Here is a 15,936-nt window from a genome sequence, read left to right on the forward strand (position 1 = left end):
ATGGACGTGTCAGACGGGCCCGCTACGCGGCCAGGCGGCGGATTCCCGCCCGGCTCGGAGTCGCCGTCGCGGCCTGGATCCCGGTGACCTCGACCGCGACACCCCACGCCTCAAGGAGCTTGGCCGTCTGTACGAGGGTGATCTGCGAAAACGGGAAGAGCGTGTCGGCGGTGAGGTCGGTTCCGTTCTTCAGCAGGATCGCGAAAGTGACCTTCGAAGGCCGGAAGCCTTCCGCCAGCGCCCTGCCGGGCCGGGCCATGGCCACCTTGCGAGCGAACCCGTCCATGGCCTCCGGCGAGTGCAGCACGGTCTGCACGGCGACCACGGCCTGGCCGAACAGATGGCTCAGCGCGTCGGACCCCTTGGCCCGCTTCACCATGACCAGGACGTCGTCCGGGCTCAGCAGGTCGCAGATCTCCACGCCGTTGCCGCGGTGCAGCGCCGTCCGGACGTTGTCACGGTCGAAGCAGACGTACCCGGGCCGCAGGTCGGGCACCGACTCGTTGTACGTCCGCTCCGTGTCCCCGAGCACCCAGGACGGAAGGTCGACCGAGGGCGTGCCGGTGATGAGCCGCTCGACCTGCGAACGGATCGCCGCCAGGTACGCCTCGCCGATCTCGTACCACTGCCCGTCCAGCAGGAAGAACCGGCGGGCGCCGAGCGCCACCTCCGCCTCGATCCAGCGCAGCACGTGCGAGGTCCAGATGACGTCGTCCTTCGCAGCCCGGGAGTGCGAGTAGAGGGTGACCGTGCCGTCCCGGAGCGCGGCGAAGCGCGTTCCCGGCCTCTGCACGCGGGCCCGGTTGAGGACGTACTCCAGGCTGAAGTCGTCGGTGAGGTAGGCGTCCTTGCTGTGCACCTTGATGGCGAACGACTGGGCGGCGACGTAGTCGTCCCAGTGGTCGGACGGGACGGCCACGGCGATACGTCCGTCCGGCTGCTCGCCGAGCATGTCGTCGAGCCGCTCCTCAAGCCGCGTGACGAGGTCGTCGTCCTTGACCGGGACGATGTGCTCGACGAATTCCAGTGCCGGGCTCGGGGTCTCGTCCCGGAGGACACCGGCGATGGCCCGGATGTCCGCGACCAGGTCCGCGGCGTCGACGCCGAGCCGCATCCGCAGACCGGTACCGCCCTCGACGCTGGAGATCTTCGTACGGTTGTCCTGGCCGATCGTGAGCCGCATCCCGTCCAGCCGGCCGCCCAGCCGACGCACGATCTGCGCGTGCTCCTGAACGCCCAGGCTCCAGACCGGGGTGCCTCCGGGCACCAGGGTGATGTCGGTCCGTCCGCCGCCCGGCGTATGGGCGACCAGGTCACGGATCTGCGCGGGGTCCACTCTGCGGATCACGAACCCCAGTCCGAACCGGCGGTCCTTGACGCGATCGGGCACCAGGCGGAATCCCTGGTCGTAGCCGATGGCGTACACCTCGCCGTCGACCGCGAGCATCAGCAGCCCGGCCGACCGGTTCACCGGCCGCGACACCTCGCACCCGGTCGTGCGGTTGATCTCGCCGCACCAACTCGCGACCGGCTGCTCGAAGCTGCCCGTGACCAGCAGCGCCGGAACCCCCAGCCACTCCTCCGGGAACTGCAGTTCCGCGTCGACGGCTTCGAGCTGCTCAGGGGAAAGAACATCGAACATCGCGTCGACCGTGGGAGCGACACCCGTGAGCCGGTACAGGGTGCGCTTGGAGGTACTGGATGTACTGGTTGCCATGACGCCGCTCCATCCAAAGGAGTTGTGGGCAGGGGGAGGCCTGAGAGTCCCGGGGAAGCCGGGAGGCCGAGTGAAAGCACACCCAGTACAGCTCTAGCTGAAAGCACTGTCAAACACTTCACGCCAGTGAGGCGCTGGTATAGAGTGGGGCCGTCCAGCCCGCCCGTCCCCACGTCACCGGCAGGAGCCCATGAACCAGCAGGCCAGTGCCCTCGTGACCGCCGCCGAGATCTCCCGGCTGGCCGGGGTCACCCGTGCCACGGTGAGCAACTGGCGCCGTCGGCACCCGGACTTTCCCGCACCGGCCGGAGGCACGGACACCAGCCCCACCTACGATGTCGACGCCGTACGCGCCTGGCTCTCCGCCCGTGGCCAGCTCCCCGACGACACACCGGCGGACGAACTCCGCACCGCGCTGCGCACCCACCCCGGCGATGGCGAACTGGCCCTGCACCTGCTCCCCGCGCTGCTCGCAGCCGCCCGGCTGGGCCGGAAGGAACGCGAAGGTCTCCCCGAACTACGTGACGACAGGCTGCTGCGGTGGGCCCGGTCGGCCACGGCCGACGAAGCGGACGACGTTCCCGGAATCGAGGGCCCCGCATACCGCGCCGACGCGGTCGGACCGCTGAGGGCCTTGGTGCGGTGCGTCGCGACGGACGGCGCCGAGGCAGCGATGGACGTCCTGGCCGAACGCCTGCTTGAGGACACCGGGGGAACCGGCACCTACCGCACGCCACGCCCCTTGGCCGACCTCATGGCCCGACTTCTGACCGACAGCGCGGGCGACTTCCCGACGAGCGTTCTCGACCCCGCGTGCGGCACCGGATCCCTGCTCGCCGCGGCGGCATCCGCAGGGGCGACCGAACTGCGCGGCCAGGACATCCTGGTCGCCCAGGCCGCCCAGGCCGCCGTGCGGCTCCGGCTCAGCGCTCCCGAGGCGGCGATCTCCGTACATGCCGGGGACAGCCTGCGTTCCGACGCCTTCAAGGGCCTGACCACGCTCGCCGTCCTGTGCAATCCGCCGTACGGCGTCCGTGACTGGGGGCACGAGGATCTGGCGTACGACCAACGCTGGGCCTACGGCGTGCCGCCCAAGGGCGAGCCCGAACTCGCCTGGGTCCAGCACTCCCTGGCCCACCTCGCGCCCGGCGGCCGTGCCGTACTCCTGATGCCGCCCGCCGTCGCGGAACGCACCGCCGGCCGGCGTATCCGGGCGCAGCTCGTACGTGACGGAGCCCTCCGTGCGGTCGTCTCGCTTCCCCAGGGCGTGGCCACCCCGCTCCACATCGGCCTGCACCTGTGGGTGCTCGAACGGCCCGATCCGCAGGCCGAACCTCCGGGGACTGTTCTCCTCGTCGACACCGCCGCTTCCGGGAACCGGGATCCCGACTGGGCCGCCATCGACGACACCGTGCTCTCGGCGTGGCGGCATTACCGCGCCGACCGCAACGGCTTCACAGGAACCCCGGGCATCGCCGGCGCCGTACCGATCACGGACCTCCTCACGGAGGCCGTGGACCTGACCCCGGCCCGCCACATCCGAACCGCTTCCCGACAAGCTCTGCGCCCCGCCCTGCTGGCCCGACAGGCATCGGAGCTGTACGGCCAACTCCACCAAGCCGCGCAGGACCTGACCGACCTCAGCGCCCAAGGCGACTGGCCACCGGCCGACGACCGCCCCCGCGACTGGCGGACAGCGACGGTCGCGGATCTGCTGCGCGGCGGCGCTCTCAGCCTGCTTCGCACCGCGCCCCCGGGCCGCCGAACCCGTAGCGGCGAACCGCTACCGCAACCCGAACCAGAACTCGGCGGACGACCGACGCTCACGGCAACCGACGTAGTGCAGAACCGACCCGCCTCCGGAACGACAGCGGAGCTTCCCACCGACGCCCCCCTCCCCTTGATCCAGGGAAGCGACGTGCTGCTCACGGAGACACTACGCGTGGGGCACAGTGTCGTGGCCCGGGTCGTCGAGCCGGGCGAGACAGGCTGCTTCCTCGGACCCCATCTGCTGCTCTTCCGTCCGGACCAACGTCGGCTCGACCCCTGGTTCCTGGCCGGGTTCCTGGCGGCGGAACAGAACGTCAACGCCGCGGCCACCGGCACATCCATCGTTCGGGTGGACCCCCGACGACTCCGCGTTCCCTTGCTCCCACTCGCCGAACAGCAGCGCTACGGCGCCGCGTTCCGCCGCCTGCACGAGCTGCGTACCGCCGCCCACCGAGCCGACCGGGCCGCCGAGGACGTCACACGGCTCCTCAGCACCGGACTCACCGGCGGCGCGCTGTTGCCGAACGGTCACGGATCGGCGTGATACGTGCGGCCCGGCACCGCGAAATACCAGACTTGACGTCTCCGTCCCGCTGGGACGGCGAACACCGGAAGGACTCCGTTGAACAGCAGTAAGCACACGGAACTGGCGAACCACGCGTGGTCGGTCGCCGACCTCCTGCGCGGCGACTACAAGCAGTCCGACTACGGCAAGGTGATCCTGCCGTTCACCGTCCTGCGACGCCTGGAGTGTGTCCTCGCCCCGACCAAGGACAAGGTCCTGGAGGTCGCCGCCCGCTACGAGAACCAGGACATCAACCCCGACCGCTTCCTGCGCAAGGCGTCCGGCCACAGCTTCTACAACACCAGCACCTACACGCTGAAGGCCATCGCCGGCGACGCCTCGCACGCGGCGAAGTACCTCAACGAGTACTACGGCGCCTTCTCCCCCAACGCGCGTGAAGTCCTGGAGCGGTACGACTTCGCTCAGCAGATCAAGCGGCTGGACGCGGCGGACCTGCTGTACCAGGTGGTCGGGCGGTTCGCCGATCTCGACCTGCGGCCGGTGAAGAGGGACGAAGACGGCGATGTCGTGCTCGGCGAAGACGGCAAGCCGATCGAGATCGTCACCAACCACCAAATGGGTTACATCTTCGAGGAGTTGATCAGGCGCTTCGCAGAGCAGTCCAACGAGACGGCCGGTGAACACTTCACGCCCCGGGAAGTCATCCGGCTGATGGTCAACCTGCTCGTCGCACCGGACAGCGATGCCCTCGCCCTGCCGGGCACCGTCCGCACGGTCATGGACCCGGCCTGCGGAACCGGCGGCATGCTCAGCGCGGCCGAGGAGCACATCACTGCCCTCAACCCGGACGCCACCGTCAAGGTCTTCGGCCAGGAACTCAACCCCGAGTCCTGGGCGATCTGCCGGTCGGACATGATGATCAAGGGCCAGGACCCGGAGAACATCAAGTTCGGCAACTCGTTCAGCGACGACGGCCACGCCGGAGCCACCTTCGACTACCTGCTGGCCAACCCGCCGTTCGGCGTGGAGTGGAAGAAGGTCAAGGACGCGGTCGAGTACGAACACGAACACCTCGGTGAGAGCGGGCGGTTCGGGGCCGGCCTGCCGCGTATCAACGATGGCTCGCTGCTCTTCCTCCAGCACATGATCTCGAAGATGAAGCCGGTGGACGCGTCGGGGGCGGGCGGCAGCCGGATCGCGATCGTCTTCAACGGCTCCCCGCTGTTCACGGGGGCGGCGGAGTCAGGTGAGTCCAAGATCCGTCAGTGGATCCTGGAGAACGACTGGCTGGAGGGCATCGTCGCCCTGCCCGACCAGCTCTTCTACAACACCGGCATCTCCACCTACTTCTGGGTGCTCAGCAACCGCAAGGCCAGGGACAGGCGCGGCAAGGTCGTCCTGCTGGACGCGCGCGACTACTGGCGCAAGATGCGGAAGTCGCTCGGCGACAAGCGCAAGGAACTGGGCGAGCAGCACATCTCCGAGATCACCAGGCTCTACACGGAGGCGCTGGCGGTCCTCGACGCGGCGGAGAGGGGCGGCGGCCACGACCTGGCCGACCGGGCCGGGAAGATCAAGGTCTTCCGCAACGAGGACTTCGGGTATCACCGGATCACCGTCGAACGGCCGTTGAAGCTCCGCTTCGAGGTTACGGAGGAGACGCTGACGGCCCTCACCGCGTCCAAGCCGATGGGAAGGGTCACGGACGTCGAGGCGTTCGTAGTGGCGCTGCGCCCGTTGGTCGGCAAGTCCTGGACGACGAAGTCCGACGCGTGGATCGACTTGAAGGACGCGGTCGTCGCGGCCGGCCTGTTGTGGCCGACGGGCGCGCCGTTCGGCAAGGCGCTGCGGGAGGTTGTCGGTGTGCGGGACCCGGGGGGTGAGGTCCAGCGCATCAAGGGTGAGCCAGAGCCGGATCCGGAGCTGCGGGACTACGAGAACGTGCCGCTAGGAGAGGACGTGGAGGAGCACCTACGGCGCGAGGTGCTGCCACATGTCCCGGACGCGTGGATCGACCACAGCAAGACGAAGGTTGGCTACGAGATCCCGTTCACGCGGCATTTCTACGTGTACAAGCCGCCGCGGCCATTGGGGGAAATCGACAGGGAGTTGAAGGGGCTTGAGGCCGAAATCCAGGCGTTGCTTGGGAAGGTGACGCGATGACTATCGTGCGTCTGCGGCACCTCGCTGAAGTCAATCCATTGACACCAGCTTTCAACCGCCTCGGGAACGAGGAGGAGCTCACTTTCCTTCCCATGGAAGCCGTGTGGCCCGGAGAAAGACTAGATACCTCGCGACGTCGGACCAAATCCTCTGTTGCGACCGGATATACACGCTTTCAGGACGGCGACGTACTTGTACCAAAAATCACACCTACGTTCGAGGCCGGACGAGCTGTACTAGTCCACGGGCTCGATCGAGGTTTGGGAACCGGGAGCACAGAACTTCACGTACTTCGCCCTGGACCACTCATTGACCCACGGTTCCTTTTGTACGTGGTGAATACTCACAGCTTCCTCAAAAAGGGAGAAGCCGAGATGTACGGCGTCGCAGGACAACAGCGTGTGCCAGACACGTTCCTGCGTGACCTAACAGTGGACCTACCAACGTTGACGGAACAGCGTCGCATCACCAACTTCCTCGACGCCGAAACCGCCCATATCGACCGCTTGCTGGAATTCCGGTCTGCACAGCTGAACCTCCTCAGAGAACACGAGCGGGCGATGCTGGATCACTCGTTCCAAAAAACGCAATCGGGCGCTCTGACACGACTCAAGTACCTGTTTTCTGTGCGCCCACGCTACGGTGTCCTGGTTCCGGTTTTTGTAGACGACGGCGTCCCATTCATCCGAGTCAATGATCTCCTCGACTTGGAAGGTCGGGCCGATGGATTGCGCAATATTCCGAGCGAGCTCTCAGCGCAATACCCCAGAAGTATCGTCCAGCCCGGTGATCTACTGATGAGCGTTGTGGGAACACTGGGACGCACAGCGATCGCCCCCGCAAGTTTGGCTGGTGCAAACATCGCGCGAGCCGTGTGTTCGATGCGTTTCATGCCCGACGTAGAGGTGCAACTCGTCGAAGCCTGGCTCGGTACGAGCTCCTTCCACAAGCAGGCCCTTGTCGCTACAAGCACAGATACGGCTCAGCCGACGCTCGGCATGGAAGACCTGGGCAACTTCTCACTGACTTGGCCCTCAGACCCGCAGGAACGGAAACACATGGTTCGCGAAATTGTCCGTATCCAGGGCTCCATGAAAGAGCTAAGCGACAAACTGGAACGTCAGAAATCGGTTCTCGCCGAACGCCGCCAAGCCCTGATCACCGCCGCCGTCACCGGCCAGATAGACGTGTCCACCGCCAGTGGACGAGGGATCGAGGAATGATCGCACCATGAGTCCCGCCGCGCCTCACCTCCCGATGCCGCTCATTACCCGTGTCCGCGTCGACAACTACAAGTCCATCGCCCATTGCGACGTGGCTCTCGGCCCGTTCACCGTGTTGCTCGGACTGAACGCAGCAGGCAAGTCGAACTTCCTGGACGCCTTGCGCTTCGTCCGCGACGCGCTCTTGGACGGTCCGGCCGAGGCTGTGGCGGCGCGTGGCGGGTGGCAGGAGGTTGTGCGCCGGGTCCCTGAGCCGGCGACCTCCTGCACGATCGGTCTGGAGTTTTACCTGCCAGCGTTCCCTCCCCATGACCGGAAGCCATGGGTGGGGTCGTACGAGATCACTTTCGCGCCGGCGGCCGCCGCCAGGTCGGGCCGAGACGCAGGATCTGGTTTCCGTATCCAGCGTGAGTTCTGCGAAATGCACCGCCCTGGCGACCAGAGCGGGGCTGGCCCCGAGCGATTCGTGGTGCGAGACCGCCCGGAAACGGGACATCGTAAGAGTCGGTTGGAGCTTGCACGAGTGGCTGACACAGAGCCGTTCTTCAAACTTCAAGGGACGCTCGCGGATATGTTCTTCTACAGCCCTGACCTGTCCAGCCTCCGTGCGGTCCGTCCCAACACGCCAACCGCCGGGATGCTGAAGGAGGACGGCATCGGCCTCGGCCCGGCACTGGCCGCGCTCGGCGAGCGGCAGCGGGAGCGCATCTCGCAGTACCTCGGGGCGATCGTGCCCGGAGTCGTAGAGGTCGGCCCCACAGACCCATCCGCCGACTACATCGCGGCGCGGATCAGCTTCGCCGCTGACGGCGACACCGAACCGCACATCTTCAGGGCCGAGTCCATGTCGGAGGGGACTATCCGAGCCATCGGCCTATTGACCGCACTCTTCCAGCACGACGCTCGCGACGGCTGGGTTCCGCTTATCGCCGTCGAGGAACCCGAACTCGCCCTCACCCACTCGCGGCCGGAGCCCTCTACGACGCGCTCACGGAAGCCAGCGAGCAGGTACAGGTCCTCGCCACCACACAGAGCGCGGAGCTGTTCGACCGTAAGGAAGCCGACCTGTCGGCCATCCGCGTGGTCGCCGCCGAGCACGGGGTCACGGTGATCGGCGAAGTCGACCCGGTGAGTCGGTCGATCGTGGCCGACGGCCTGGCCACCACGGCCGAGCTGCTGCGCTCCGACCAACTACGCCCAGTCGTCAAGCCCCCAGCCCAACCGGACGAGCAACCGGAGGGTGAGGAGTGAACCAGCCGAGAGTCACGATCGCCTCCGTCGTGGAGGGCGAGGGCGAGATCGGCGCGCTGCCGGTCCTTCTCCGGCGGCTGATGTACAAGGCTGAGATCTGGGACGCCGACATCCAGCCGCCCTTCCTGGTCGACCGTGGCCGACTCGTCAGGCCAGGCGGCGTGGAAAACGCCGTAGAGGCCCAGGCTCGACGCGTACCAGCCGACCACCCGGGCGGCATCCTGGTCGTGATCGACGCCGACGACGACTGCCCGGCCAGCCTCGAGCCTTCGCTGCTCGCGAGGGCCGAAGCCACCCGCCCGGATCGCCGGACGGCCGTCGTGCTGGCGAACCGGGAGTTCGAGGCCTGGTTCCTCGCGTCCGCACCCTCCCTCGGCGGCCAGGCGGGGCTCGCCGAAAATCTGGAGGTTCCGGCCGACAGCGCGACGCGACGCGACTGCAAGGGCTGGCTGACCCACCACCGGCGCGACGGGGTGCGGTACCGCCCCCGCGTGGACCAGCCGGCACTGACCCAGGACATGGATCTCGACCAGGCCCGCGCCAACTCACCGTCCTTCGACAAGTTCTGCCGCGACATCACCTACCTGGTCACTGGAAAGCGGGGGGAATAGCCGCTCATGTCCGTCCACGACGAAGCAGCCTTCGGAAACGCCATAGTCGCCGCCTTGTTGGAGCGCGGTTGGAGTGAGGGAAACAAGCAGGACTACCAACCCCAACTCGGTCTGGACACCGCCCAACTCTTCGAGTTCATCGGCAAGACCCAAGCCGACGCCTGGGCCGAACTGATCGGCCTCTACGGCGACGACGCCAACGCCGCCCAGGCCGGGTTCGCCAAGCGCGTGGACCAGGCGATCGGAACCGATGGTGTGCTGGACGTACTCCGCAAGGGCGTGAAGGACCACGGGGTCCTGATCAAACTCGCGTACTTCAAGCCGTCACTCGTCACCTCGGACGCTGTCCTCGACGACTATCGGGCGAACCGGCTCACCTTCGTAAAGGAATTGCAGTACGCGACGAAGCAGGCGGACAAAGGCAACGAGCTGGACCTCACCCTGTTCCTCAACGGAATCCCGCTGGCGACCGCCGAGTTGAAGAACGCCCTCACACGGCAGGGGGCGGAGCACGCCAAAGAGCAGTACCGAATCAAACGGGACCCCACTGAGCTGATCTTCACGCGCCGCGTCGTCGCGAACTTCGCCATCGACACCGACGTGGTCTACGTCGCGCCCGAACTGCGCGGCAAGCTGACGCGGTTCCTGCCGTTCAACACCGGCTCGGAAGGCCCGGGGAAGCCCGGCGGTGCAGGGAATCCGGCGCCCACAGTCCCCGGGACGTACGCGACTTCCTACCTCTGGGAGCAGATCTGGGATCGGGACACCTGGCTGGACCTGATCGAGCGGTTCGTGCACCTCAGCAAGGAGAAGGGCCCGGACGGGCGGACGCGGAAGAAGCTGATCTTCCCGCGCTACCACCAGTGGGACATCGTCAAGAAGCTCGCCGCCCACGCGGCCCGCCACGGCGCCGGTCACAACTACCTGGGGATGGCCTCCGCCGGCTCGGGCAAGTCGAACACCATCGGGTGGCTGGCGCACCGCCTGTCGTCACTGCACACGCCCACCGACCCCGACGAGATCGACCCCGATGCCCTGGCCGCCGGACTCAAGCCCGGTGCGCCCGTCTTCGACAAGGTCGTGATCATCACCGACCGCCGCAATCTCGACGCGCAACTGCGCGAAACCGTAGGCAGTTTCGAGAAGACGGCCGGTCTGGTCGTGAAGATCGATGAGAAGCACGGCGCGAAGTCCGACCAGCTCGCCAAGGCGTTGTCCCGCGAGACCGGGAAGATCATCACCGTCACGCTGCACACCTTCCCGGCCCTCATCGACTACCTGCGCCGCAACCCGACCGAGATACAGGGCCACAACTTCGCGATCATCGTGGACGAGGCGCATTCCTCGCAGTCCGGCGACGCGGCCACGGCCGTACGCGCGGCGCTGCGTGAGCTAGGGCTGGACTCGGACTCCGACGAGGCCGGGGCAATCGAGGTGGAGGCGGCGGCTGCCACCACTGAGGCCAAGCTCATCCGCAAGGCCATCCAGCGCAGCAAGGCCTCCAATCTCTCCTACTTCGCGTTCACCGCCACGCCCAAGGCCAAGACGCTCGAACTCTTCGGCACCCTGGACACCGTCAACGGCAAGCCGGCGTACGTCCCCTTCCACACGTACTCGATGCGCCAGGCCATCGAGGAAGGCTTCATCCTCGATCCTCTGCGCACCTACGTCACTTACGACACGTACTGGAAGCTGGTGAACAAGAACCCGGCCGAGCGCGAGGTGGACCCGTCCAAGGCGAATCCCCTGCTCGCCCGGTACGCGCTCACGCACGACTCCACCGTGACACAGCAGGCGCAGGTGATCGTCGAGCACTTCCGCACGCACACCACCGGCCGGATCGGCGGAGGTGCCAAGGCCATGGTGGTGACGGCTTCCCGGCACAGCGCCGTGCAGATGGCCCGTGCCATCAGAAAGTACGTCGGCGACAACGCGTACGCCGACCCCGGCGTCCTGGTCGCGTTCTCCGGGAGCCTGACGTACGACGGCGAGGAGACGACCGAGCCGAAGGAGAACGGCGGCCTCGCGGAGTCCGCGCTGCCGAAGGCGTTCGCGTACACGCGCAAGGACGACAAGGCCGTGCGCACCGGCGGGAGGTCGGTTCAGCGCGAGTACCGCATCCTGGTCGTCGCCGAGAAGTACCAGACCGGCTTCGACCAGCCGCTGCTCACCACGATGTACGTGAACAAGAAGCTCGCGGGCATCAGCGCCGTCCAGACCCTCTCCCGTCTGAACCGCACCGCCGACCGCAAGTCGCAGGCGGACCTGGCCGTCCTGGACTTCGTCAACGACGCCGAGGACGTCAAGGAGTCCTTCCGCCCGTACTTCGAGGAGGCGAACACCCTTCCCTCCGACCCCAACCTCCTCTACACCGCGCAGAGCCAGGTCATGCAGCCCGACATCCTCGTCGAGGAGGAGATGCGGAAGTTCGCGGATGCCTATCTGGCAGCCGAGGAGAAGGCGGCTGGCTCGGCCGCCCGCTGGGAGAAGCTGCACGCGGAGCTGTACCGGCATCTGGACCCCGCCGTCAAACGGTTCACCGAGCTGCTGGACCGCAAGGACGAGGCGGGCGACCCTGACGAGGACGCCGCCGAGGCCGCCGAGCAGTTCCGTGCGGATCTCAACGACTACGTACGGAAGTACGGCTTCCTCGCGCAGATCGTGCCCTACCGCGACGCCGACCTCGAATGCCTCTACCTCTACGGCCGCCACCTGCTCAACCGTCTGCCGCGACGCGGAGACGGCGGCGTGGACATAGGTGACGTCGACCTCAGTCACCTGCGCATCCAGAAGACCGGAGAGCACGACCTCGCGCTGACCGCCGAGGGAGCGGCGGAACTGCGCGGTTTCGGTGAAGGTGGGGGTGGTGCCAAGGAGCAGGAGAAGTCGCTGCTGTCGGAGCTGATCGAGAAGTTCAACGACAAGTTCGGCACCGACTTCACCGATCAGGACGTCATCACGCCGTTCTCGGAGGCGAAGGCGGACCCGAAGGTCCGCGCCGCCGCCGTCAACGACGAGGAGAACTTCGGTCTCGTCTTCGACGAGGTCTTCGAGGACAAGATGGCCGAACACATCGACACCATCGCCGACATGGGACGGCAGTACTTCAGCCACGACGACAGCTTCAAGCAGTCGCTCAACCAGAGCGCGCGCCGGGCGGCCTGGCGGATGATCCGCCGGGAGGAGAACATCGACGACGAGGGGGCCTGACCCGCCCGGCCTTCCGTCCCCTCCCTGCCGACCGCTCCCCCTGGTCAGCCTCCCTGGTGGAGCGAGATCCCCGCGATCACGGACGTTCCGCGCGTGGGGCGGGGCCGGACGGTCCAGGCGGTGGCGAGGTTCTCGACGAGGATCAGGCCCCGGCCGCTCTCGGAGTGGGCGTCCGGGTGCGCCAGTTCGGGTTTGCCGGTACCCGGGTCGGAGACGGCGAGCCAGTAGTGTCCGTCGGCGGGCCACAGGACGAGTTCGACGACGTCCCCGTCCTTCCCGCAGGCGCCGTGACGGATGGCATTGGTGAGCAACTCCGAGGTCAACAGGCAAAGGTCGTCGCCGAGTTGGGGACGGGAGGCGTCCGGCAGCGATTCGGCGACGGCGTGCCGGGCCCGCCGTACGGAGGCGGGATGGGCAGGGAAGCGCCAGTGGGCAGGGACGAGGGGGATCTCGGGCATGGCGAACTCCACGACTCTGTGAGGGGTTTGGGGCCGCCGGTGGCCTACCGCCCTGGTCGCGGGCACACCCGTCCCAGGGCGGACGGGCATGCTCGCGCGGTGCGCTTCCGGCATTGCGGTGTGTAACTTGCGCGATACTGACAGTAGATCAGTCGGTGGTAAATTTTCCACGTGCTCAAGAGAATTCACCACAGAGGGGTGAGAACGTCTCCGAGTGCGACCGAGCGACCTCCGCCGGATGGAAGGAACCCCATGCCCCCGAGGACGACTCCCACGGAACGGCAGAAGCGACTGGGAAGTGAGCTGCGGCGTATCCGTACTGCGGCAGGCGTGTCCGCAGAGTTCGCAGCGGGCCTACTGGGCGTGGACAGAGGCAAGATCTCCAACATCGAGTCCGGAGTCCGGGGCATCAGCGCCGACCGCCTGCGCACACTGGCCTGCAACTGCGATGTGACCGATGAGACGTACATCGAGGCGCTGGTCGAGATGACTCAGGCGAGTACGGGCTGGTGGGAGCGCTACCGAGGCGTCCTGCCCCAAGGCTTGCTGGACATCGCGGAAACGGAGAGCAACGCCGTGCGCATGCGCGGTGCCAACACCGTGCATGTGCCAGGCGTACTCCAGACATCGGAACAGGCGATGGCCGTCTTCCGGGCCGCGGTTCCTGCCTTGCCCGAGCACGAGGTTGCTCTGCGACTCGCGCTGCGTGCGGAACGCCAGCAGGTGATCACCGGCGACAGAGCGGTCCCGTACGTCGCCGTCATCCACGAAGCCGCACTCCGGATGCAGTTCGGCGGTATCGACGTGGCCCGTGCCCAGTTGGAGTACCTGCTGGAGGTCTCCGAGCGGGACAACGTCACCGTGCTCGTCCTCCCCTTTACCCACGGCGCCTTCCCTGGTGCAGGACAAACGGTCGTCCACATCGAAGGGCCCGTACCGCAGCTCGATACGGTGCAAGTTGACAGCTCACACGGGCCCACCTTTCTCCACGCCGAAGGCCAGTTGGCGAAATACCGGGCACAACTCGATCTGTTGGAAAGTCTGGCTCTGCCGCCAGAGCAGTCCCACGACTTCATCCGTCAGATCGCCCAACAGCTATGAGGAGAAGCCAAGATGGCTGACATTACCTGGGAAGCCCCGTTCTGCGCCGAGGGCAGCTCCTGCTTCCGCCTCGGTACGGACGCCGACGGCAACGGCTACATAGCCCTCAACGGCCAAGAGGACCAATACCTCACCGACTCCCTCGAAGCCCTGCGCACCCTCATCACCGACATCAAGGCCGGCAAGGCCGACCACCTGCTGTAACCCCTGCCGCGCGCCCCTCCAATAGGTACCGTGTACAGCGATCGACTGACGTGGCATCAGGACGACGGGGGCGCAACGCGTGTCGCAGGCCAGGAGAATCGGCGAGCAGGGCCGCTATGAGCTGATCGAGGAGATCGAGTCCGGCGGCATGGGCACGGTCTGGCGGGGCTACGACGCCGTCCTCGACCGGGAGATCGCGGTCAAGCTCATCCGGCCCGACGTCGTCGCATCGGCCGCGCAGGCAGAGGAGTTCGCCCGCCGCTTCGAACGCGAGGCGCGCGTCACCGCTCGGATCGGGCATCACGGTGTGCCGCAGGTGTTCGACGCGGTACTCGACGAGGCGTCGTACGACCGGCTGTACCTGGTGATGGAGTACGTGCGCGGGATCTCCCTGCGCAGGGTGCTGGCCGGCGCGGAAGACGGAGCGGCGGCCCAGCTTCCGGTGAGCTGGGCCGCGTCGATCGCAGCGCAGATCTGCACCGTCCTGTCGTACGCGCACGCCATCCCGGTCGTGCACCGCGACCTGAAGCCGGACAACGTCCTGATCGCCTCGGACGGCACGGTCAAGGTGCTGGACTTCGGCATCGCGAAGCTGCTGCACACGGACGTCACCCGGCTCACGGCCACCGGCAGCCGGATCGGTACCAGCCGGTACATGCCACCCGAGCAGATCGACGGCGCGCAAATCACACCGCTGAGCGACCTCTACGCGCTCGGCTGCGTGCTGCACGAACTCCTCGCCGGAGAGCCGGTCTTCAGCGGCGACAACGACTACCAGCTCCTGCACCAGCACATGGACGTGCCGCCGAAACCGCTGCGCACTCTGCGGCCCGAGGTACCGGAGGATCTGGAAGCGCTGACCCTGGACCTGCTGGCCAAGGTGCCCGAGCAGCGTCCGGCCGACGCGTACGCGGTGTACGAACGCCTGTCACCGCACCTGCCGAAACCGGGATCGGCAGCCGAACCCGTGGCCCTCGCCCACGGCGGCCCCCCTTCTGAAGTTCCCGACCCGACGGTGGTCTACCGACAGCCGAACGCACCCCTGCGGCGGACTGCGACACCGGCGCCCTCACCCGAGCCGACGGCTCCGGTGCCGGTCCCGGCACGCGTCGACACCGCCCTCCGGGACGCGATCCGGGACGCCTACGCCCGGTCTGCGGACCTCGCCGAAAGCGGACGGTTCGCCCAGGCCGCAGACGTCCTCAAAGCGGTGATCGCCACGGCGGCCACCGCCCTCGGTGCACACAACCCCCGTGTGCTCGGTCTGCGGCGGCAGCGCGCCGCGGTCCTCATGGCCGGCGAGGACTTCCGGCGCGCCTTGCCAGAGTTCGACGCGCTGGCCGCCGTCTACGCCCGTACCTCGGGAGCGTCCAGCGAGAGCGCGCTGGAGTGCCGTCGGCACGCCGCCCACTGCCGGGCCAACCTCGGCCAGGCCACCGCAGCCCTGCAGGAGTTCCAGGAGGTCCTGGAAGTCGTGTCCGACGCGGCCGGAGACGCCTCCGAGACCGCTCTCGACCTGCGCCGCAGCATCGGCCTCCTCCTCTTCTCCGAGGGCCGCCGCACCGAGGCCGAAGGCGTCCTCGACGCCCTCCACGAGGACATGTGCGTCCTCCTCGGCGAGGACGACGAGGAGACCCGCGAGATCGCCGATCTCCTAGCCCGGCTGCGCGGCCCCGAGGGACCTCGCCCCTACTGACGTCCT

12 protein-coding genes are annotated in these 15,936 nt (G+C 67.3%); 10 read left to right on the forward strand and 2 right to left on the reverse strand.

Annotated features, from left to right (window positions below; all coding sequences use genetic code 11):
• Positions 1 to 22: 22 nt before the first annotated feature.
• Positions 23 to 1,717, reverse strand: coding sequence for a TIGR04141 family sporadically distributed protein (locus ACZ7OO_RS08965; protein WP_471502977.1), 1,695 nt, complete (start codon positions 1,715 to 1,717; stop codon positions 23 to 25).
• Positions 1,718 to 1,907: 190 nt separating this feature from the next.
• Here ACZ7OO_RS08965 and ACZ7OO_RS08970 point away from each other — a divergent pair, with 190 nt between their 5' ends.
• The 7 genes from ACZ7OO_RS08970 (at position 1,908) to ACZ7OO_RS09000 (ending at position 12,471) form a co-directional block, all read left to right on the forward strand.
• The gene (locus tag ACZ7OO_RS08970; protein ID WP_471502979.1) at positions 1,908 to 4,031 is read left to right on the forward strand and encodes an N-6 DNA methylase; all 2,124 of its coding nucleotides are present in this window, start codon (positions 1,908 to 1,910) and stop codon (positions 4,029 to 4,031) included.
• A 78-nt stretch (positions 4,032 to 4,109) separates the two neighbouring features.
• A complete protein-coding gene (locus ACZ7OO_RS08975; protein ID WP_471502981.1) occupies positions 4,110 to 6,176 on the forward strand; it encodes a type I restriction-modification system subunit M in 2,067 nt (688 codons plus the stop codon).
• Between the two features lie 374 nt (positions 6,177 to 6,550).
• Complete coding sequence (locus tag ACZ7OO_RS08980; RefSeq protein ID WP_471502983.1) at positions 6,551 to 7,399, forward strand: restriction endonuclease subunit S domain-containing protein; 849 nt, start codon at positions 6,551 to 6,553, stop codon at positions 7,397 to 7,399.
• A 7-nt stretch (positions 7,400 to 7,406) separates the two neighbouring features.
• Entirely contained in the window at positions 7,407 to 8,510 is a 1,104-nt protein-coding gene (locus tag ACZ7OO_RS08985; protein ID WP_471502985.1) for an AAA family ATPase, read from the forward strand.
• Positions 8,507 to 8,650, forward strand: coding sequence for a hypothetical protein (locus tag ACZ7OO_RS08990; protein WP_471502987.1), 144 nt, complete (start codon positions 8,507 to 8,509; stop codon positions 8,648 to 8,650). Before ACZ7OO_RS08985 ends, ACZ7OO_RS08990 begins: the two co-directional genes overlap by 4 nt.
• Positions 8,647 to 9,261 carry a DUF4276 family protein gene (locus ACZ7OO_RS08995; protein ID WP_471502989.1) on the forward strand — a complete coding sequence of 205 codons (615 nt, stop codon included), beginning with the start codon at positions 8,647 to 8,649 and terminating at the stop codon, positions 9,259 to 9,261. The genes ACZ7OO_RS08990 and ACZ7OO_RS08995 overlap by 4 nt, the downstream gene beginning before the upstream one ends.
• Before the next feature lie 6 nt (positions 9,262 to 9,267).
• Complete coding sequence (locus ACZ7OO_RS09000) at positions 9,268 to 12,471, forward strand: type I restriction endonuclease subunit R (RefSeq protein WP_471502991.1); 3,204 nt, start codon at positions 9,268 to 9,270, stop codon at positions 12,469 to 12,471.
• Positions 12,472 to 12,515: 44 nt separating this feature from the next.
• On the opposite strand, the gene ACZ7OO_RS09005 is transcribed toward ACZ7OO_RS09000, so the two are convergent.
• On the reverse strand, positions 12,516 to 12,929 hold the full coding sequence (locus ACZ7OO_RS09005) for an ATP-binding protein (RefSeq protein ID WP_471502993.1): 414 nt from the start codon (positions 12,927 to 12,929) through the stop codon (positions 12,516 to 12,518).
• A gap of 252 nt (positions 12,930 to 13,181) precedes the next feature.
• On the opposite strand from ACZ7OO_RS09005, the gene ACZ7OO_RS09010 reads away from it, so the two are divergent.
• From ACZ7OO_RS09010 to ACZ7OO_RS09020, 3 genes are all read left to right on the forward strand, one after another.
• Positions 13,182 to 14,030 (forward strand): helix-turn-helix domain-containing protein, encoded by an 849-nt coding sequence (locus ACZ7OO_RS09010; protein WP_471502995.1) that lies wholly within the window; start codon positions 13,182 to 13,184, stop codon positions 14,028 to 14,030.
• 12 nt (positions 14,031 to 14,042) lie between these two features.
• Positions 14,043 to 14,234 (forward strand): hypothetical protein, encoded by a 192-nt coding sequence (locus tag ACZ7OO_RS09015; protein WP_471502997.1) that lies wholly within the window; start codon positions 14,043 to 14,045, stop codon positions 14,232 to 14,234.
• A gap of 79 nt (positions 14,235 to 14,313) precedes the next feature.
• Positions 14,314 to 15,930 carry a serine/threonine-protein kinase gene (locus tag ACZ7OO_RS09020; RefSeq protein ID WP_471502999.1) on the forward strand — a complete coding sequence of 539 codons (1,617 nt, stop codon included), beginning with the start codon at positions 14,314 to 14,316 and terminating at the stop codon, positions 15,928 to 15,930.
• Positions 15,931 to 15,936 lie beyond the last annotated feature (6 nt).

The sequence above is a fragment of the Streptomyces sp. NPDC111744 genome, assembly GCF_055634995.1.